The 19,956-nt window shown below is 61.8% G+C and carries 18 protein-coding genes and 1 riboswitch; of the genes, 13 read left to right on the forward strand and 5 right to left on the reverse strand.

The window, feature by feature from the left end; genetic code table 11:
- Positions 1-113: 113 nt before the first annotated feature.
- The 7 genes from ACIPSK_RS17025 to cydX all read left to right on the forward strand — a co-directional run bounded on the left by ACIPSK_RS17025 (position 114) and on the right by cydX (position 8,049).
- Positions 114-713, forward strand: a complete 600-nt coding sequence (locus ACIPSK_RS17025; protein ID WP_162116713.1) for a HupE/UreJ family protein — start codon at positions 114-116, stop codon at positions 711-713.
- 290 nt (positions 714-1,003) lie between these two features.
- Entirely contained in the window at positions 1,004-1,582 is a 579-nt protein-coding gene (locus ACIPSK_RS17030) for a GbsR/MarR family transcriptional regulator (protein WP_026154685.1), read from the forward strand.
- A 4-nt stretch (positions 1,583-1,586) separates the two neighbouring features.
- Positions 1,587-3,323: a thiol reductant ABC exporter subunit CydD gene (gene cydD / locus ACIPSK_RS17035; RefSeq protein WP_162116714.1), complete on the forward strand. Its 1,737-nt coding sequence runs from the start codon at positions 1,587-1,589 to the stop codon at positions 3,321-3,323.
- Positions 3,320-5,011: an amino acid ABC transporter ATP-binding/permease protein gene (locus tag ACIPSK_RS17040; protein ID WP_162116715.1), complete on the forward strand. Its 1,692-nt coding sequence runs from the start codon at positions 3,320-3,322 to the stop codon at positions 5,009-5,011. The genes cydD and ACIPSK_RS17040 overlap by 4 nt, the downstream gene beginning before the upstream one ends.
- Positions 5,012-5,085: 74 nt before the next feature.
- Positions 5,086-6,666: a cytochrome ubiquinol oxidase subunit I gene (locus ACIPSK_RS17045; protein WP_162116716.1), complete on the forward strand. Its 1,581-nt coding sequence runs from the start codon at positions 5,086-5,088 to the stop codon at positions 6,664-6,666.
- A 6-nt stretch (positions 6,667-6,672) separates the two neighbouring features.
- Positions 6,673-7,827: a cytochrome d ubiquinol oxidase subunit II gene (gene cydB / locus ACIPSK_RS17050; RefSeq protein WP_162116717.1), complete on the forward strand. Its 1,155-nt coding sequence runs from the start codon at positions 6,673-6,675 to the stop codon at positions 7,825-7,827.
- A gap of 99 nt (positions 7,828-7,926) precedes the next feature.
- A complete protein-coding gene (gene cydX, locus ACIPSK_RS17055) occupies positions 7,927-8,049 on the forward strand; it encodes a cytochrome bd-I oxidase subunit CydX (RefSeq protein ID WP_162116718.1) in 123 nt (40 codons plus the stop codon).
- 42 nt (positions 8,050-8,091) lie between these two features.
- Here cydX and ACIPSK_RS17060 read toward each other — a convergent pair whose 3' ends face one another.
- The 5 genes from ACIPSK_RS17060 to ACIPSK_RS17080 form a co-directional block, all read right to left on the reverse strand.
- Positions 8,092-10,095 (reverse strand): aldo/keto reductase, encoded by a 2,004-nt coding sequence (locus tag ACIPSK_RS17060; RefSeq protein WP_162116719.1) that lies wholly within the window; start codon positions 10,093-10,095, stop codon positions 8,092-8,094.
- A 37-nt stretch (positions 10,096-10,132) separates the two neighbouring features.
- A complete protein-coding gene (locus tag ACIPSK_RS17065) occupies positions 10,133-11,215 on the reverse strand; it encodes an ABC transporter ATP-binding protein (protein ID WP_162116720.1) in 1,083 nt (360 codons plus the stop codon).
- Between the two features lie 20 nt (positions 11,216-11,235).
- Positions 11,236-12,072 (reverse strand): carbohydrate ABC transporter permease, encoded by an 837-nt coding sequence (locus ACIPSK_RS17070; RefSeq protein WP_162116721.1) that lies wholly within the window; start codon positions 12,070-12,072, stop codon positions 11,236-11,238.
- Positions 12,069-12,929 (reverse strand): carbohydrate ABC transporter permease, encoded by an 861-nt coding sequence (locus ACIPSK_RS17075; RefSeq protein ID WP_162116722.1) that lies wholly within the window; start codon positions 12,927-12,929, stop codon positions 12,069-12,071. The genes ACIPSK_RS17070 and ACIPSK_RS17075 overlap by 4 nt, the downstream gene beginning before the upstream one ends.
- 87 nt (positions 12,930-13,016) lie before the next feature.
- Positions 13,017-14,291, reverse strand: a complete 1,275-nt coding sequence (locus ACIPSK_RS17080) for an extracellular solute-binding protein (RefSeq protein ID WP_162116723.1) — start codon at positions 14,289-14,291, stop codon at positions 13,017-13,019.
- Between the two features lie 84 nt (positions 14,292-14,375).
- Here ACIPSK_RS17080 and ACIPSK_RS17085 point away from each other — a divergent pair, with 84 nt between their 5' ends.
- The 6 genes from ACIPSK_RS17085 to ACIPSK_RS17110 all read left to right on the forward strand — a co-directional run bounded on the left by ACIPSK_RS17085 (position 14,376) and on the right by ACIPSK_RS17110 (position 19,954).
- A complete protein-coding gene (locus tag ACIPSK_RS17085) occupies positions 14,376-15,293 on the forward strand; it encodes a helix-turn-helix domain-containing protein (RefSeq protein WP_162116724.1) in 918 nt (305 codons plus the stop codon).
- A 212-nt stretch (positions 15,294-15,505) separates the two neighbouring features.
- A riboswitch (guanidine-I (ykkC/yxkD leader) is annotated at positions 15,506-15,614 on the forward strand.
- 75 nt (positions 15,615-15,689) lie between these two features.
- Entirely contained in the window at positions 15,690-16,763 is a 1,074-nt protein-coding gene (locus ACIPSK_RS17090; RefSeq protein WP_162116725.1) for a putative urea ABC transporter substrate-binding protein, read from the forward strand.
- Between the two features lie 65 nt (positions 16,764-16,828).
- Positions 16,829-17,647: an ABC transporter permease gene (locus ACIPSK_RS17095; protein ID WP_162116726.1), complete on the forward strand. Its 819-nt coding sequence runs from the start codon at positions 16,829-16,831 to the stop codon at positions 17,645-17,647.
- Complete coding sequence (locus tag ACIPSK_RS17100; protein ID WP_162116727.1) at positions 17,644-18,474, forward strand: ABC transporter ATP-binding protein; 831 nt, start codon at positions 17,644-17,646, stop codon at positions 18,472-18,474. The genes ACIPSK_RS17095 and ACIPSK_RS17100 overlap by 4 nt, the downstream gene beginning before the upstream one ends.
- Complete coding sequence (locus ACIPSK_RS17105) at positions 18,471-19,292, forward strand: urea amidolyase associated protein UAAP1 (RefSeq protein WP_162116728.1); 822 nt, start codon at positions 18,471-18,473, stop codon at positions 19,290-19,292. Before ACIPSK_RS17100 ends, ACIPSK_RS17105 begins: the two co-directional genes overlap by 4 nt.
- An 11-nt stretch (positions 19,293-19,303) precedes the next feature.
- A complete protein-coding gene (locus tag ACIPSK_RS17110) occupies positions 19,304-19,954 on the forward strand; it encodes an urea amidolyase associated protein UAAP2 (RefSeq protein WP_017969257.1) in 651 nt (216 codons plus the stop codon).
- The last annotated feature ends 2 nt before the right edge of the window (positions 19,955-19,956 follow it).

Genomic DNA, 19,956 nt, shown 5'->3' on the forward strand with positions numbered 1-19,956 from the left:
GGCATTTTCGTTGACGGCGCGAATTTTTTGATCTAGCGTGATGCACGCGAATTGGACACCATGCCAGTGTTCGGCGACCGCAGGATATTCGAAAACTCACGAGGGAATGAGCAATGAAATCAGCAATCAAGAGCGGCCTGCTTGCCTTGGCTGCCGCAGCGCTTCCAGCCGTCGCCTCCGCCCATCCCGCGATCGGCGAAGCTGCCGGCTTCAGCCATGGCTTTGCCCATCCGATGTCTGGCCTCGATCACGTCCTCGCCATGGTGATGGTCGGTGTTTTCGCATTTCAGCTCGGTGGCCGCGCCACCTGGCTCGTGCCGACGACCTTCGTCCTGGTGATGGCGCTCGGCGGTGCCCTCGGCGCTGCCGGCATTGCTGTTCCCTTCGTTGAAATCGGCATCGCGCTTTCCGTCGTCGTCCTCGGCGCCGTCGTCGCGCTCAACGTCAAGGCGCCGCTGGCCGCAGCACTTGGTGTCATCGGTGTCTTCGCTATCTTCCACGGTCACGCACATGGCGCCGAAATGCCGGAAAATGCCGCCGGCGCCGCCTATGCCGCCGGCTTTATGATCGCAACCTCACTGCTGCATATCGCCGGCCTTGCGCTTGGTTACGTCATCGGCCGCGCCGGTGAACGTCAGGGCATTTTCGTGACGCGCACGGCCGGTGGCCTTGCCGCCATATCAGGCGTCGGTCTTCTGGCCGGCTTGATCTGAGCCTGACGGCATTTCTGAACAAAAACCAGGCGGCGGCCTAGACATCCAATCCGACAGAACGCCCGGCATGCGTACCGCATCGCCGGGGCGTTTTTGCGTCGTCGCTGCAAAGCGCTACGGATTTGATCCAAGTCAAATTTAGCCACGTCGCGTCCGGCTATATCTAGCCAAGGATCAACGAACGGACATCCAAATTGACGCAGGCCAGCCTTGCCGATTGCCGGAGGAACGCAAAGGTCAGTATAGTGATTTCAGAAATTTCTGAAATCACAGACGCAACGGAAACGACCATGAACCTTCCGCCTCTCGTCCAGTCCTTCGTTCTCCATTTCGGCGAAATGGGATCGCGCTGGGGAATCAACCGCACGGTCGGTCAGATCTATGCCCTGCTCTTCGTTTCGCCAGCACCCGTCTGTGCCGAGGAGATCGCCGATTCTCTCGGCATCTCACGCTCAAATGTGTCGATGAGCCTGCGCGAGTTGCAGGCCTGGAACCTCGTCATCCTGAAACACAAGCCTGACGATCGCCGCGATTTCTTCACCACGCCTGATGATGTCTGGCACATTTTGCGGACGCTCGCCGAGGAACGGAAGAAGCGCGAAGTCGATCCGACGCTGTCTGTCTTACGCGAAATCCTGATGCAGCGGCCGGCCAGCGACGCCGAGCGCTATGCGCAGGAGCGCATGGGTGAGATGCACACGCTGATCGAGCAGCTGACGCATTGGTATGAAGATGTAAAACAACTTGAAACAGAAAGGCTTGCAACGCTACTCTCTTTGGGCGCGAAAGTGACGAAGCTTCTGGAGGCCAAGGACCGGGTGGTTTCGCTCGGCCGCAGCCGCCGGCCGAATCCTGCGAACAAGAGTTAGCGCCATGGGCACTGCTTTTTTCGACGCAAGAGACAGATCAGAGGCTCGGCCCCGGAATGGTTGTGCCGTTTCGCCTGACCGTGACACTGCGAAAAGCGGGCTGCGCAGGGCGGCGATGCTGCAGGCGCTGGCTGCGGCCATCTGGATTCCGCAGGCTGGATTGCTGGCCGTCTCGGTCGGCCGCATCGCCGATGGCGGCGGATTGCGTGGCGTCCTCTGGACCGCCTTCGGCATCCTTCTTCTCGGGATCGCAAAAAGCTGTCTCGACGCGGCTGGCGGCCGGCTGGCCTTTCATGCCGCACGCACCGAGCTCAGCCGCAGGCGGCAGATCGCCACCATGGCGCTTTCCACATCGTCGCCGATCGATTGCGACCGGCCAGCCTCCGGCAAAGCCGCAAGCGTGCTTGGCGAACAGGCCGAACTGATCGTGCCTTACCTCGCCCGTTTCCAGCCGGCACGCATGAAGGCGAGCCTCGTGCCGCTCATCATTCTTGCATTCATCCTGCCGGTCTCCTGGATCGCCGCGCTGGTTCTACTGTTTGCCGCGCCGCTGATCCCGATCTTCATGGCCCTGATCGGCTGGCGCGCTCAGGCGGCCAGCGAAAGGCAACTCGTCGCGACCGGCGGCCTCAACGGCTTCCTGCTCGATCGGCTGCGCGGACTGGCGACCATCCGTGCGCTCGACGCAGTCGATGCAACGGCACTGCGCTTGCAGTCGGAGGCGGAGTCGCTGCGTGTGCGCACCATGGCTGTGCTGAAGATCGCCTTTCTGTCGTCGGCGGTGCTCGAGCTTTTCGCCGCGCTCGGCGTGGCGATGATTGCCGTCTATGTCGGCTTCAGCCTGCTCGGCGAGATCCGCTTCGGCACTTGGCTAGGCCGGCTCGACCTGACCGAGGGACTGTTCATCCTGCTGCTCGCACCGGCCTTCTTCGAGCCTCTGCGCGAACTCTCGGCCGTCTGGCATGATCGGGCGGCGGGCGAAGCGGCGCTGAAGGCCCTGGACACCCTCGCTGCCGGCGGCCTGTCCATTCGAGGAGCAGTCGACGTCGCGCCAGCGGTCTCTGCCGTCGCCGAAGCGCCCGCCATCCGTCTAGAGAATATCGATTTCCGCTACGCCGCCACTGAGCCGTTGATCCTCGACGATTTCAACCTCGATATCCCAGCCGGCGAACATCTGGCGCTTCTTGGCACCAGCGGTTCCGGCAAGTCGACGCTTCTTTCTCTGATTTCAGGACTGGCGCCCTGCACCGGTGGCCGCATCGTCATCGGCGGCATCGAACTTGCGGATGACAGCGCCCAAGCCTTGCGCGTTGGCATGGCATGGATCGGCCAGAGGCCGCATATTTTTGCCGGCACCATCGCCGGCAATATCACGCTCGGCAGGCCCGGTCTCCTGCGTGGCGACGTGACGGAAGCGCTCGACGCCGCCAGGCTCGGAAAAGTCGCCGCCGCCTATGGCAACCGGCCGCTCGGCGAAGGCGGGATCGGGCTCTCCGGCGGCGAGGCGCTGCGGCTTGCGATCGCGCGGGCGGCCTGCAATCCGCATCTCCGGATTATCCTTGCCGACGAGCCGACCGCCCATCTCGACGCCGCCACCGCCGTCGAGGTTACCGACAGCCTGCTTTCGCTCGCCAGGGGCCGCACTTTGCTCGTTGCGACCCACGATCCGCTGCTTGCCGCCCGCATGCATCGCGCCATCCGCATCGATGCCGACATCTTCATGAGGGAGGCCGCCGAATGAGCGGATTTGCTGCAGACCTCAAGCCGATCCTGCGTCTGTTCCTTGCCGAGCGCCGGCGTGCGCTGCTGCTTGGCGCAGCACTTTCGGCAGCGACTGTGACAGCCGGCATCGCCCTGCTTGGCCTGTCCGGCTGGTTCATCACCGCCACCTCGCTCGCCGGGCTTTCGGCCGCTACCGCCATCACCTTCGACGTCTTTGCGCCCTCAGCCGGCATTCGCCTGCTCGCCATCATCCGTACGGCCGCGCGCTACGGCGAAAGGCTGGCGACCCATGACGCAACGCTCGGCGTGCTCGCCGCCCTGCGCGAAAGGCTGTTTCGCGGCTTTGCCGAACAGGGTGCGGCTCGCACCCTGTTGCATCGTCCCGCAAAGCTGCTTTTCCGGCTGACGGCCGATATCGATGCGCTCGATTCCCTCTACCTGCGCATCCTCGTGCCGGCTGCAGTCGCGATCGGTGCAGCCCTGGCGGCAAGCGTGGTGCTGGGGCTGATGCATCCCCTGTTCGGTCTGTGCTTCGGCCTTTTTCTCGCCGGTGCCGGCCTCGCCCTGCCACTGATCGCCGGGCGGGCGGCGCGCAAACATGCCCGCCGACGTGCCCATGGCATCGAGGCGCTGCGGTCGCGAACGATCGATCTCGTTGCCGGCCAGACCGATCTGCTGATGGCCGGTCGCCTTGCCGCGCAGACAAGCACCATCGCTGCGGCCGACGCCTACTCTGCCCGTGCCGACAACCGGCTGAACCGTGTCGAAACCGGCCTGACATTCGGCTTCGGCCTTGTCTCGACCCTGCTGCTGACGGCATCGCTGCTTGCCGTTGCGGCACTTGCGGAAACGAAGGTGATTGCCGCTCCTGTCGCCGCACTCGGCCTGCTCGTCGCCTTTGCGGCAGTCGAACCCTTCGCAGCTCTCCGCCGCGGCGCGCTTGAACTTGGGCGGACGCTGCTTGCGGCAAAGCGTATCGCGCCGCGGCTTGCCGTCGCGGCGGCACCCGAACCATTGGCAGTGCCGTTGCCGGGATGCGCCTTTTCGCTGGCGAAGGTGTCAGCCCTCCATGAAAACTCCGCCGTGCCGGCGCTCGAGGATATCGAACTCACGCTTCAACCGGGCGAACGCCTCGCCGTCATCGGTAGCAGCGGCGCCGGCAAGTCGAGCCTGCTTGCCCTCCTTTCCGGGGAATTGCCGGCAAGGACGGGAAGCGTTGCCGCGATGGCGGCGACGCTGCTGACACAACGGACGGAGCTTTTCGAGGACAGCCTGCGCGGCAACCTGCTCCTTGCAAACCCGGATGCGAACGAGGCCCGTCTTCGCGAAGCGCTCGCCGCCGCCGGGCTGCTTGCCGATATCGAGACCATGCCGCGGGGGATCGATACCCGGCTCGGCGAAGGCGGGCTCGGCCTTTCCGGTGGCCAGTCGCGCCGGCTGGCGCTTGCCCGGCTCTTCTTGCGCGACACGCCGCTCTGGCTGCTCGACGAGCCGACCGAGGGCCTCGATGGTGTCACCGCCCGCGACGTGCTCGCCCGTCTTTCCGCGATGGCGGCGGGCCGCTCGCTGGTGATCGCCACGCATATCCGCCGCGAGGCTGCGATTGCCGACCGCATCGCCGTCATCGAAGGCGGTCGCATCACAGAAATTTCGCGCCGCGGAGAGGCGGCCTTCGAAAAGGCGCTCGACCGGCTTCGGCCGGACTGAGCGAAACCGCATGCCCTGAGCGCTGATCGGCGCTGAGGAACGCTTGTATCCCGTGGGACCGTGGGAGAAACACAATGGAATTAGATATCGTAGCACTTTCGCGCTTCCAATTTGCGCTGACGGCGCTTTACCACTTTCTGTTCGTGCCCTTGACGCTCGGCCTGTCCGTGCTCTTGGCGATCATGGAAACCGTTTATGTCATGACCGGCCGCCAGATCTGGCGGCAGATGACGAAATTCTGGGGCACGCTGTTCGGCATCAATTTCGTGATCGGCGTCGCCACCGGCATCGTCATGGAATTCCAGTTCGGCATGAACTGGAGCTATTACAGCTATTATGTCGGCGACATCTTCGGCGCGCCGCTGGCGATCGAGGGCCTGATGGCCTTCTTCCTCGAGGCGACCTTCGTCGGGCTGTTCTTCTTCGGCTGGGACAAGCTGTCGAAGGTCGGCCATCTGGTCGCCACCTGGGCGGTGGCGCTCGGCTCAAACTTTTCCGCGCTCTGGATCCTGATCGCCAATGGCTGGATGCAGAACCCCGTCGGCTCGGCGCTCAATCCCCAGACGATGCGCATGGAGATCACAAGCTTCTTCGATGTGGTCTTCAACCCGGTTGCCCAGGCGAAATTCGTTCATACGGTGTCGGCAGGTTATGTCTGCGCCTCGATCTTCGTGCTCGGCGTTTCTGCCTGGTATATCCTCAAAGGCCGGCATATCGAACTTGCCAAGCGCTCGATGACGGTCGCCGCCTCCTTCGGCCTCGCCTCGGCTCTATCAGTCGTCGTGCTTGGCGACGAGAGCGGTTATCTCGCGACCGAGAACCAGAAGATGAAGCTCGCGGCAATCGAGGGCATGTGGAAGACGGAACCGGCGCCGGCGGCCTTCACCGCCTTTGGCTTCCCCGACCAGGAGGCGCGCGAAACGCATTTTGCCGTGCACATTCCCTGGGTCATGGGCCTGATCGGCACGCGCTCGCTGACGACCGAAATCCCCGGCATCGACAAGCTCGAACAGCAGGCCGAAATCCGCATCCGCGACGGCATCAAGGCTTACGACGCGCTGATGCAGATCCGTTCGGCACCGGCACAGGACCAGGTTGCGCAGGAAGTGCGCAGCTCCTTCGAGGATCTCGGCCATGATCTCGGTTACGCTCTTCTGCTGAAGCGTTACGTCGACGATCCGCGCCAGGCGACCGACGAGCAGATCGTTCAGGCCGCACGTGATACGATCCCGCACGTGCCAACGCTCTTCTGGTCCTTCCGCATCATGGTTGGCCTCGGTATCTTTTTCATCCTGCTGACCACCACCTTCTTCTGGCTGTCGGCGCGCCGCCATCTCGACAAATATCCGCTGCTTCTGAGGATTGCCGTGCTGGCGATCCCCCTGCCCTGGGTCGCCATCGAACTCGGCTGGGTCGTCGCCGAGTTTGGCCGCCAGCCCTGGGTGATCGAAGGCGTGCTGCCGACGGCCGCCGCCGTCTCCAGCCTCGGCGCCGGCACCGTGCTTCTGACCATCATCGGTTTTGCGGCACTCTACACGACGCTGATCGTCATCGAGATGGGCCTGATGATCAAGGCGATCAAGCAAGGGCCGGAGCCGGACGACGAGCCGGAAGCGGTTCTGATTTCCGAAACCCTCGTCCCGGCCGCGGAGTGACCTGCCATGATCCTTCACGAACTCATCGACTATGAAACCCTGCGTCTCATCTGGTGGCTGCTGCTCGGCGTATTGCTGATCGCCTTTGCGACGACAGGCGGTTTCGATCTCGGCGTCGGCACGCTGCTGCCTTTCGTTGCCCGGACCGATCCGGAACGGCGCGTGGCGATCAACACCATCGGCGCCACCTGGGAAGGTAACCAGGTCTGGCTGATCCTCGGCGGCGGCGCCATCTTCGCCGCCTGGCCGCCGCTTTATGCGGTCTCCTTCTCGGGCTTCTATCTGGCGATGTTCGCGATCCTGTTCGCGCTCATCCTGCGCCCGGTCGGTTTCAAGTATCGGTCGAAGCGGGAAAGCGCCAATTGGCGTAGTGGCTGGGACTGGGCACTCTTCGTCGGCGGCTTCGTGCCGTCGCTGATCTTCGGCGTTGCCGTCGGCAATGTGCTGCAGGGCGTGCCCTTCCGCTTTGCCGACGATATGCGGATCTTCTACGAAGGTTCGTTCTTCGCCCTGCTCAACCCTTATGCGCTGCTCTGCGGCCTACTTTCTCTGGCCATGCTGACGATGCATGGTGCGGCCTGGCTGGTGTTGAAGTCGAGTGGCCCGGTCGCCGAGCGTGCCAGAAGTTATGGCAGCATCGCCGCCCTTGCCGTTATCGTGCTTTTCGCACTCGGCGGCCTCTTCCTGTGGATCGGCGTCGGTGGCTATCGCATCACCAGCGATATCAGCCCGATCGGTCCCTCCAATCCGCTGCTGAAGACCGTGGCGCTGGAGAAAGGCGCGTGGCTTACCAATTATGCCACCCATGCGTGGATGATCGTCGCGCCCGTCCTCGGCTTTGTGGGCGCGGCACTGGCCTTCACTGCCTTGCGTGCAAGGCGCGAAATCATGACGCTGCTCTTCAGCAAGCTGGCGATCTTTGGGATCATTTCGACGGTCGGGCTGTCGATGTTCCCGTTCATCCTGCCCTCCTCGCTCGATCCGCGATCGAGCCTGACGGTCTGGGATGCATCCTCCAGCCACATGACGCTGTTCATCATGCTTGTGGTGACGGTGATCTTCCTGCCGATCATCTTTGCCTACACAGCCTGGGTCTACAAGGTTCTGTGGGGCAAGGTCGATGAGAAGTCCGTCACCGACAAGAACAGCCACGCCTACTAGAGCGGTTCGGCAGAACCGCTCTAACCTTTGTTTTTACCCAATTCCGGACGGAAAACCGCTTCGCAGTTTTCCTGGAATTGCTCTGAGGGAGATGAAACGATGTGGTATTTCGCATGGATCCTCGGCCTGCCGCTGGCCGCCGCCTTCGCCGTCCTCAACGCCATGTGGTATGAACTGATGGACGACGCAGCCAGGAACAAAGCGTCCGAGCCGCGCAAGTAGAAAAACAAAGGGCGCGGTTCAGGCCGCGCCCTCTCGCTTGCTTCAGCCTTCCAGCCACTTCACCTGCTCGGGTGTCAGTTTGATGTCGAGTGCCGAGAGGCTGTCTTCCAGTTCGGCGACGGTGCGCGGCCCGATCAGCGGAATGACCGGGAAAGGCTGGGCGATCACATAGGCGAGCGCGATGTGGATCGGATTGCGTGCGAGCTTGTTGGCAAGCTCGATAGCGCGGTCGCGGCGTCCAAAGTTGCGCTCGGAATACCAGACCCGGACGATCTCCTCGTCATCTCGCTTGTCGCGGCCGGCGCGATCGGTAAAGAAGCCGCGGCCCTGGCTCGACCAGGCAAAGTTCGGAATCTGCTTCTCGTTCAGCCATTTCTTCCAGTCGTCATCGGAAGCAGCAACACAGCCGGCCCAGATCGGGTCGAGCATCTCGGCGAGCGAGAAGTTGTTGGAAAGTGCTGCCGGCGCCGCCTTGCCAGTCTTTTCGGCATAGGCGATCGCTTCGTCGAAGCGGGCCCGCGTCCAGTTCGAGCCGCCGAATATGCCGCGGATGCGTCCACGCTTGACCTCGGCATCCATGGCATCGACGAACTCGCCGACGGGCACGTCGGTATTGTCGCGATGCATGAAATAGATGTCGACATAGTCGGTCTTCAGCCGGGAAAGCGACTGGTCGAGCTGCTTTGCGATCATATCGGGATAGCAGAGCGGCGAATGCGCACCCTTGCCGATCAGCACGATCTCCTCGCGCGGCACCTTTCGGCTCGTGTGCCAGTCGCCGAAGATCGCTTCCGTCTTGCCGCCGCCATAGACATAGGCCGTGTCGAAAGCGTTGCCGCCGGCCTCATAGAAGGCGTCGAGCGTCAGCGAGGCGGAGGCAAAATTCGGAAAGAACTCGAAGCCGAGTGTGACGACCGAGGCCGGCTTGGAAATGCCGGGAATCTGACGCTGCGGAACGCTGTTGCCGCGCACGACCGCGCCGCCGGCGATGTTTGCCGTGCGCTTGCTGGCTTTCTCCACGCCGTATTCGAGGCCGACCGAGGCACGCCACTGGTCGAGCACACGCAAGTTTCCGATCGAATCTGCCCAGCTCATGCCGGGAGAGCTGAATTCGGTCTTGCCGGCACGGATGGCATCGCCTGCCGCATCTGCCTCGAAGGAATAGAGCCAGCGATCCTCCCTGAGTTCGACAGTTTCTCGGCTGCCGGCCTTGAAGATCTCGATCTTGCCGACGCCGCCCTTGTGGCCGGAGGCGAACCAGAAGTCCTGGACCTCGATCCGGCCTTCCGAGCCTATGATGCGCAGAACATTGTCCTGCTGCGCCATGATCGAGCAGGAGACTTCGGCGATGATCTCGTTCGGGAATTTGAGCACGGCAGATGCCCATTCATCGACGCCGCTTTCTCCGAGATGGGCGACGCCCGAAACCTTCTCCGGTTCGAGGAAGGCCTTGCCCTCTGCGGCGCCTGATATCAGTCTGGCCATCGAGACCGGATAACCGCCGACATCGAGAATACCGCCGCCGGCGGTATCGTTGGCGAAAAGCCGGTGTTCCGGCTTGTAGCTGCCCATATTGAAGCCGAAGCTCGAGCGGATGATCCGAACGGTGCCGATGACGCCGCTTTTGACGAGTTCGACCAGCTTTTGCGTCTGCGGATGCACGCGGTACATGAAGGCCTCGCCAGCGAAGACGCCGGCCTTTTTCGCCTCGTAGTAAACGGCTTCGGCATCATAGGCCGATAGGGCGATCGGCTTTTCCACCAGGATGTGCTTGCCGGCGCGTGCCGCCTTTATCGCCCATTCGGCATGGCCGGTGTGGGGGACAGCAATATAGATCGCATCGATCTCATTGTCGGAGAGCAGCGCCTCGTAACCATCGACGATGCGGGCGCCGGGGAAACCTTCGGCAAGGCCCGACTTTGCCGGATTGCGGGTAGCGATCGCCACCAGCTTTCCTGTGCGAGAATGGGCGACGCCGTCGGCAAAGGTGCGGGCGATGGTGCCGGGACCGATGATGCCCCAGCGGATCGGTTGATCTGAAGTCATGGAAACCTCTTTCGTCTTTCTGTCCTGGGATTTTAGTTTAGCGAAGCCGTTTGCCGGCGCCGTCGAAAAGGAATGTGCGGTTGGCGGGAAGGCCGACTGTCAGCGTCTCGCGATTGCCGGCGACCCGCGATTCCGGTCGCTCGATGATCAGTTGCTCGGGGCCAATGGTGGCGTAGATGTAACTGGTATTGCCGAGGTGTTCGGCGACGTCGATGGTGACGGTGAGGTCGGCATCGCCGACGCCCGCATCGACGAAATGTTCGGGACGGATGCCGACCGTCACTTTTGCGCCGGCTTCAATGGGATCGGCGACCGGCAGCGTCAGACGCGTATTGGCGTCGCTTTCGAGCGCAATCACCGCCCTGCCCGGCTGCGTCTCCACCACCACGGCCTTGAGGAAATTCATCTTCGGCGAGCCGACGAAACCGGCGACGAACTGGTTTGCGGGGTCGTCGTAAAGGTCAAGCGGTGCGCCGATCTGTTCGATATTGCCGGCGCGCAGCACGACGATCCTGTCGGCGAGTGTCATCGCTTCTGTCTGGTCGTGGGTGACGTAGATCATCGTCGTGCCGAGCTGTTTGTGCAGCCTGGAGATCTCCACGCGCATCTGAACGCGCAGTTCGGCATCGAGGTTCGACAAAGGTTCGTCGAACAGGAAGACCTGGGGTTCGCGGACGATGGCGCGGCCGATCGCGACACGCTGGCGCTGACCGCCGGAAAGCTGCTTTGGCCGCCGCTTCATCAACTCGGTGATCTGCAGGATCTCGGCGACATGGCGCACGCGCCGCTCGGTGTCGGCCTTCGGATTGCCGTTCATGCGCAGGCCGAAGCTCAAATTTTCCTCGACCGTCAGGTGCGGATAGAGCGCATAGGACTGGAAGACCATGGCGATGCCACGGTCGGCCGGCTCGACGTCGTTGACGACCCGGCCGCCGATCTGAAGCTCGCCTGATGTAATGTCCTCGAGGCCGGCGATCATCCTGAGCAGCGTGGACTTGCCGCAGCCGGAGGGGCCGACGAAGACGACGAATTCGCCGTCCTTTACCTTCAGATTGGCGCCGTGGATGATCTCAAAGCCGCCGAAGCGCTTGACGATGTTGCTGAGTGAAAGCTCTGCCATGCGGCCTCCCTATTGTTCGATTATTTGATTGCGCCGGCCGCGATGCCGGCGATGAAATGGCGCTGGAGAGCCACGAAGATGACGAGGATCGGCGCCGTCAGCAGCACCGCGCCGGCCATGATGCCGCCCCACGAGACTTTGGTGAGGCCAATCAGCGTTCCCAACGCCACCGGCGCCGTCATCATTCCCGGTTTGGAATTGATCAGCAGCGGCCAGAGGTAGTTGTTCCACGATACGAGGAAGAGGATGATCGCCAGTGCGGCCATCGTCGGACGCGCCAGCGGCAGAGCGATGCGCAGGAAGATCTGCCATTCCTTGACGCCCTCAACTCGGGCCGCATCGAAGAGCTCGCCCGGCATCATCGAGAAGGATTGCCGCATGAACAGCACGCCGAGCGAATTGAACAGCGGCGGCACGATCAGCGCGACCCAGGTGTTTGCCAGCTTGAACTCGCGTGCCACCATGATGAATTGCGGGATGACGACCACCGAAAATGGCAGCGTGATCGTGCCGAGGATGATGGCGATCACGACGGAGCGGCCGACGAAACGGTAACGCGCCAGCGCCCAGCCCGCCATCGAAGTCAGCAACACCGAGAGCACTGTATAGATGAGCGCCACGCCGATGGAGATCGCCATTGCCCCGATGAAATCGGTATCGGCCTGCAGGTTCTTGAAATTCTCGACGAAGTTGGTCGATGGCCACAGCACGATGTCAGGGCTGAAGATGCCGTTGTCGGGCATGGTTGAGAAGACGAACATCATCCAGAGCGGAAACAGCCAGATGAGAGCGAGCGGCACTAGTGCGGCATGCAGTGCGATCTGTCGCAGCAGAAGGGATTGCGATTTGGATCTCATTTCGGATCCCTCCCGACCCAGAGATTGAGAAGCGAAATCGCCACGGCAAGCGCCGCCATCGTATAGGCGATCGCCGAGGCATAGCCGAAGTTCAGCGAGGTGAAGCCCTGGCGGTAGAGCAGCAGCCCGAGCGTCTCCGTGCCGCCGCCTGGGCCGCCGCGATAGGTGATGAGGTAGGGCTCAGTGAATAGCTGCATGGTGCCGATCACCGAGAGCACCACGCAGAAGAGGATGATCGGCTTCAGGAGTGGCAGGGTGATGTGGAAGAACTGCTGGATCTTGCTCACCCGGTCGAGCGTCGCCGCCTCATAGACATCCTCAGGAATCGACTGTAGGCCGGAAAGAATGATGATGGCGTTGTAGCCCGCCCAGCGCCATGTGACGGCGATAATGATCAATGCCATGGCGGCATTCGCATTGTCGAACCAGGAGACCGGGCTGAGACCGACAGCAGAGATCAGCTTGTTGATGATGCCGAAATCGAGGCTGAACATCAGCCGGAATACGGCAGCATAGGCGACCTCGCCGACGACGACAGGCGCAAAGAAGGCGAAGCGGAAGAGCGGCCGCGCTTTCAGCAGCGGCGAATTGAGCAGCACGGCCATGACGGTCGCAAGCGCAATCATCACAGGCACCTGGATCACCAGGATGATCAGCGTGTTGTAGAGCGCATTATAGAAGGCCGGGTCATAGAATAGCCGACCCCAATTGGACTGGAAACTGTATTTCCACGGATTGATGCGGGTGTTCTGAAAGGAAATCAGGAACGAGTTGATGATCGGCCAGACCCAGAAGGTGGCGAAAACCAGCAGATAGGGGGCAAGGAACGCATAGGCGCTTCGGGTTCTGAACGGCATCGGGCCTCCTCCTTACAAAACCAATGAATGACCGGCCGCCTTGCAAGCCGGGGAAAGCCGGGCGCCTGAAGCGCCCGGCTTCGTCATTCATTGTGCGATCGGAAGGCCGGTCGCCGAAGCGATCTGCTTGGCGGCATCATCGAGAGCGGCCTTCGCATCGGGATAGCCGCCGGAGAAGAACTTCGTCTGCGTCGCCTTGAAGATAGCATCGGCATCGCTCTGGAAGGCGGTGCCGCGGCTCGGTACGATCTTCGGCAGTGTCGCCAGAATATCCGCCCAAACCTTCTGGCCGCCCCAATAGGGCTGCGACTCGTTGACGAAGGGATCCTTCTCGGCCGAAAGCAGCGACGGGACCAGACCGAATTCCTTCAGCATGGTGATCTGGCCCTCATCTGTGCCGAGGGCGTAGTTGACGAATTTCCAGGCGGCTTCCTTATTCGCGGATGTCGCCGAAATGGCGAGCGACGAACCGCCGAGATTGGCCGCATGCGGGCCATCGGCCGTCAGGCTCGGCATTCTGTAGACGCCCCACTTGCCCTTCAGATCGGGAGAGGTCGAGCGCACGGTGCCCTCGTACCAGCCACCATACAGCTGGCTTGCAGCCTTGCCGGCGGTATTGGCCTGAATCTTTTCGTCCCAGTTTGCCGCCGTCAGCGTGCCGGCATCCTTCATTTCCTTCACCTTTTGCAGCGAAGCGACGCAGGCCGGCTGGTTGATGGTGATATTCTGGCCGTCGGTCGAGTAGTAGCCGCAGCCCTGTTCGTTGGCGATCATGCGGAACCATTCGCTGTCGCCGTTGAAGTCGGCCTGGGCCATGACGACGCCGGGATTGGCGGCTGATATTTTTTTGCCGGCAGCGATGAAATCGTCCCAGGTGCTGATCGTGCTCGGATCGACGCCGGCCTTTTCGTAGAGATCGCGGCGGTAGAAGACGGCGACGGGACCGGAATCCCACGGCATGGCGTAAGCGACATCGCCAACCTCGAGCTCGGTGCGCTTGAAATCAGGGAACTTCGCCTGGATATCGGCCGTGTAGCCGAGTTCCTTCAGATTGGCGAAGCAATCCGGGAAACGGCTCCAGAAGATTTCAGCCTCGAAATTCTCGATGCTGACGATGTCGGGCAAGCCGTCGCCGCCGGCAGCACACGCTGCCAGCGTCTTGTCGAAGACCTGGCTGTTGCCGAGGTCCTCGACGGTGATCTTGATATCGGGAAACTGCTTGTTGAAGCCTGGAAGCGTGGACTTCAATGCCGATGCAGCGACATTCCAGCTCCAGATGGTGAGATTGGCCGACTGCGCGAATGCGGAGCCGGAAGCAAGCACTGCGACCGCTGCGGTCGCAGCGAGAAGTTTGAAGCGCATTGAAAATCCTCCCTTTTCAATTGCCGATCTTACGAACGCGGTTAAACTATCTGCAAGGGAGCGGCTGTCTCCTAAAAAGGGAACATGGATTTGGCGGAAAGTAAGATCGGTACGCGTGCAATCTATCAGCCCGGCGCAAGCAGCATCGAGGGATTGCCGACGGCGCTGCAAATATTTCACGCTCATCCGCCTGTTATGGCCATGCCGCACTGGCACGCGCAGGTCGAGGTCAACTACGTGATTCGCGGCACCGTTCATTACCGCATGAGTGACCATGAATTCCGGTTGAACGCCGGCGAAATGTGCCTTTTCTGGGGTGGCCAGCCGCATCAGATGGATGAATCCTCAGACGATTCGCTCTATGCCGGCGCCCATCTGCCGCTCGTCTATTTCTTCCGGCTGCGCCTGCCGATCAGCGTTTCCAGCCGGCTGATGAAGGGCGAGACGCTGCTGACATCGGCAACAGACGCCGCCGACAACGAGAACTTCACCCGCTGGTTCCGCTATGCCAACTCAGGCGACCCCGCCAAGGCCCAGCACGCCGTCGACGAGCTGCTGCTGCGCATCGAGCGCATTGCGCTCGAACCCTATTCGATAACGTCGCAGGCAACCGTCAATCTCGACGGGGATCACCCGCATCCGCATTCCTCGCGAAGCGTCGCGCGCATGTGCGATTTTATCGCCGCTAATTTCCTGCACGACATCGATTCGGTCGACATCGCGCGTGCCGCCGACTTGCATCCGAAATATGCGATGAACCTGTTCAAACGATCGACCGGCATGACGCTCAGCAAATATGTGACACTGCTGCGGCTGTCGCGCGCCCAGGCGATGCTGATGAGCGAGGGCGCCAACGTGCTGCAAGTGGCGATGGACAGCGGCTTCGGCTCAATCAGCGCCTTCAACAAATCCTTCCGCCACATCGCCGGCATGTCACCATCGGACTTCCGCCGCGATATCCGGCTGGTGACGAGGGTTCCGGCCGGCGCCTTCCGCAACTAGCTCACGGCCAGCCGCAATTCGGCGTTCTATGCGTCTACCTGCGACTTGTTTTTCACTGGGTAAAAATGAACCAACGCCTAAGCTGGCGGCAGAATGCGCACATTTTATGTGCAAGTGCATGCACTATGCATTTCCGAGAGGATTTACGCCATCGCATTCTCAATGAAATCAATGTTTTATAATACTGGCACACCCTTTGCTTCGACATTAGCAGAGTTGGTGGCTAGGGTTCCGGCGTCGCAAGGCGTGGCTGGTCCGAGAGCTGCCACCGGCAGGGGAGACATCCCGCCGGGTGCACGGCGGGACAAAAGCCCGGGAGACCTCGTAAGCCAAGGGATTGGCGGCACGATGGTCATTGCCGATCCCTTTTTGAAGAAAAGCAAAAGGGGAATTTCAATGCAGACTTTTTCGAAGATTCTATCGATTACCGCACTGACGGCTTCCCTGGCGCTGGGACTCGGCTCCATCGCCAAGGCCGAACAGAAAACCGATTTCAAGGTCGCCTGGTCGATCTATGTCGGCTGGATGCCCTGGGGCTACGCCGCCGATCACGGCATCGTCAAGAAATGGGCCGACAAATACGGCATCAAGATCGAAGTCACCCAGTTCAACGACTATGTCGAATCGATGAACCAGTATACGGCCGGCGCCTTCGACGCCGTGACCCTCACCAACATGGACGGCCTGTCAATCCCGGCTGCTGGCGGCGTCGATACGACAGCTGTTATTGTCGGCGACTTCTCGAACGGCAACGATGCCGTCATCCTCAAGGACAAGACGAGCCTTGCCGACATCAAGGGCCAGAACGTCAATCTCGTCGAATTTTCCGTCTCGCATTATCTGCTTGCCCGCGCGCTCGAAAGCATCAAGCTGACCGAGCGTGACGTCAAGGTGGTCAACACGTCCGACGCCGATATGGTCGCCGCCTACAAAACGGCTGACGTGACCGCTGTCGTCACCTGGAACCCGCTGGTCTCGACCATTCTCGAGGATCCCACGGCCAAGAAGGTCTTCGACAGCTCGCAGGTGCCGGGCGAAATCATCGACCTGATGGTCGCCAATTCAGGTGTGCTGAAGGACAATCCGAATTTCGGCAAGGCGCTCGCCGGCATCTGGTATGAAACCGCGGCACTGCTGACCGCCGACAGCGCCGACGGCAAGGCCGCACGCGAGGCGATGGGCCAGGCATCGGGCACCGATCTCAAGGGCTTCGAATCCCAGCTCGCCGCCACCAAGCTGTTTGCCAAGCCGGCCGATGCGGTCGCTTTTACAGCCTCGGGCAGCCTGCCGAAGACCATGGATCTCGTCCGTAACTTCCTGTTCGAGAAGGGCTTGCTGGGTAACGGCGCGCCGTCGGCCGACGTCATCGGCATCGAAATGCCGGATGGCAAGATCCTCGGCGATAGCGGCAACGTCAAACTGCGTTTTACCGCCACCTACATGAAGGCAGCCGCCGACGGTTCGCTCTGAGCGATGTCCAAGCAGCGGCGCGGCTTTGACCGCGCCGCCCAACCTTCATCAGCGGAGCTTTCCTCATGCGCTGGATCAACACGAGGCCGAGCCGGGGCGCGCAGCTTGCCTTGACGCTGCTGCCCTTCGTGCTGCTGGTCATCGCCTACACGTTCGGCTCGGCGGCACGGCTGGCGGACAATGCCAATGACAAACTGCTGCCCGGTCTTGCCGGTTTTGCCGATGCGATCGATCGCCTGGCCTTCATCGCCGATCCGCGCACCGGGCAATATCTACTCTGGTCCGATACGGGCGCGAGCCTGGTCCGCCTGCTTGCCGGACTCGGCATCTCCACGATCATTGCGCTCGTCATCGGCATGCTGATCGGCATGCTGCCGTATCTCCGAGCGCTGCTCTCCCCTTTCGTTGCGGTCATCTCGATGGTGCCGCCGCTGGCCCTGCTGCCGATCCTCTTCATTGCCATGGGTCTCGGTGAAGCCTCGAAGATCGCGCTCATCGTCATCGGCGTTGCGCCGACGATCATCCGCGACCTTGCGCTGAAGGCGCTGGAGCTGCCGCGCGAACAGATCGTCAAGGCTGAAACGCTCGGCGGCTCCTCCTGGCAGATCGGCCTTCGTGTCGTGCTGCCGCAGATCCTGCCGCGGCTGATCACTTGCCTGAGGCTTCAACTCGGCCCCGCCTGGCTGTTCCTGATCGCCGCAGAGGCGATCTCGTCGGATTCCGGCCTCGGCTACCGCATCTTCCTCGTCCGCCGTTATCTCTCAATGGACATCATCTTTCCCTATGTCGTCTGGATCACGCTGCTCGCCGTGGTCATGAATTATATCCTCGATCGCATCCGCATCGCCGTCTTCCCCTGGTCTGAACTGGAGAAGCAGGCATGAGCGAGTTGGTGATCGAAAAGATCTGGAAAGAGTATGGCGACCAGATCGTCCTCGAAGACGTGTCGCTGACCGTCGCCGCGCGCGCCTTCGTCGCCCTTGTCGGCCCCTCCGGCTGCGGCAAGTCGACGTTCCTGCGCATGCTGCTCGGCCAGGAGCGGCCGACGCGAGGGACAATCCTGCTCGACGGCGAAGCCCTGCCGCAGGAGCCGGGGCCGGATCGCGGCGTCGTCTTCCAGCGCTATTCCGTATTCCCGCATCTGACCGTCCTCGGAAACGTACTGCTCGGGCGGGAACTCTCGGCGTCCCGCTACAAGGCCAAGCTTTTCGGCGCAGCCCGTCGCAACGCCATCGACGAGGCCAGGCAGCTGATTGCCGAAGTCGGTCTTTCCGGCGCCGAGGACAAATATCCGGCGCAACTATCAGGCGGCATGCAGCAGCGCTTAGCGCTGGCACAGGCCCTGATCATGAAGCCGAAGGTGCTGCTGCTCGACGAGCCCTTCGGCGCACTCGACCCCGGCATTCGCGCCGAGATCCACACATTGATGAAGCGGCTCTGGCACGAAACCCAGATGACCGTCGTCATGGTGACGCACGACATGCGCGAGGCCTTTACGCTGGCGACGCGCGTCGTCGCCTTCGAGCGCAAGCGTGACCGCCCGGAGGAAAAGGAGCGCTACGGCGCGACGATCACCAAGGACATTTCGATCTGGCCGCCGAGGCTCGCCGGCGCGCCCTCCATCTTCAGCCCCGACCGGGACGGCCCGGTCATTTCTCTGGGCCTTCGCCGGGACGACCCGGCTTCCAGTCCGTCAGGAGAAAAACCATGATGCATGTCAGACGTTCGCCCGAAGAAATTGCCGCCAACCGGCAGCGCTACGAGGAACATCAGAAGAAGGGGCTAGAATTTGCCCCGAAGGCCCTGCCGGCGCCGAGCCCCCTGCCCGCTCCCGCAATCGACGCGGCCGCGATCATCCATCAGGAAACCATCCCCGGCGGCTGGTACTGGTCGACTGCCCTGAAGCGCGGCGAGGCGCTCCGCATCGATCAGGGCGAAGGCGGATCGACCGTGGCGCTCGTCGCCTGGAACGCCACTGACACCAGCGAACGGCTCAATCTCGTCGACACGGTCAAAGTGCAGTGGACGACCGCCCTCGGCAAGGGCCGTGTCATCTTCTCGGATATGGGCCGAGTGATGTTTTCGCTGATCGAGGATAGCTCCGGCGCCCACGACTGCCTGATGGGCGGCTCGACGGCAGCTTCGAACGCTGCAAAATATCCTGGCATCAAGACCCGCAACACCCACGACAATCTCGTGCTCGTCGCCGGCAAGCTTGGTCTCACCAGGCGGGATATTCCTGCGATTCTCAATCTCTTCGCCCCCGTCCGCGTCGATGATGACGGCGGCTTCAGTTGGCGCGGCAAGCTCTCCAACAGCGGCGACTATGCCGAGCTGCGCGCCGAGATGGACATGATCGTCGGCGTCTCGAATTGCCCGCATCCGCTCGACCCCGACGCGGTCTATGCGCCGAAGCCGGTCATCGTCACGCGCTTTCGCGCGCCCGCACCCGCTGTCGACGACCTCGCACGCACGGCGACCGCTGAAGCCCTTCGCGGCTTCGAGAACAACGCCGCGATGCTGGCCTGAGGGAGAATACGATGACCGATTTCATCAAGACTTCAGCTTCGCGCAGCCTCGAAAACGCCGTGCAGGATCATTTCATTCCGGCCGAAGCGCCATGGTCCGGCATCGTCCGCAAGGGCCAGACCATCCGCATCGAGGACAGCTACGGCCAGCAGGCGATCGACACGCTGTTTTATCGCGCCGATGATTTTGCCGAGCGTTATTCCAACCAGGATACGATGCGGGTGCAGGGTGGCGCCTATATCGGCACCGGCACGAAGATCATCTCGAACGAGGGCAACGTCATGCTTGTCATGACGGCCGACAGTTGCGGCCGTCACGATACATCAGCCGGAGCCTGCTCCTGCGAAAGCAATACCGTGCGTTTCGGCCACGGCACCAAATACCTGCATGCCTGCCGCGACAATTTCGTGCTCGAGGTGACAAAACACGGCATGAGCAAGCGCGACATCGTGCCGAACATCAACTTCTTCATGAACGTGCCGATCAAGCCGAACGGCGAGATGACCATTGTCGACGGCATTTCCGCACCTGGCGATTATGTCGAGCTGGTCGCTGACATGGACGTGCTCTGCGTCATCTCCAATTGCCCACAGATCAACAATCCCTGCAACGGTTTCGATCCGACGCCGATCCGGGTGCTGATCTGGGACGGCGAGGACTGATC

The sequence above is a fragment of the Rhizobium sp. LARHSG275 genome (assembly GCF_052871115.1).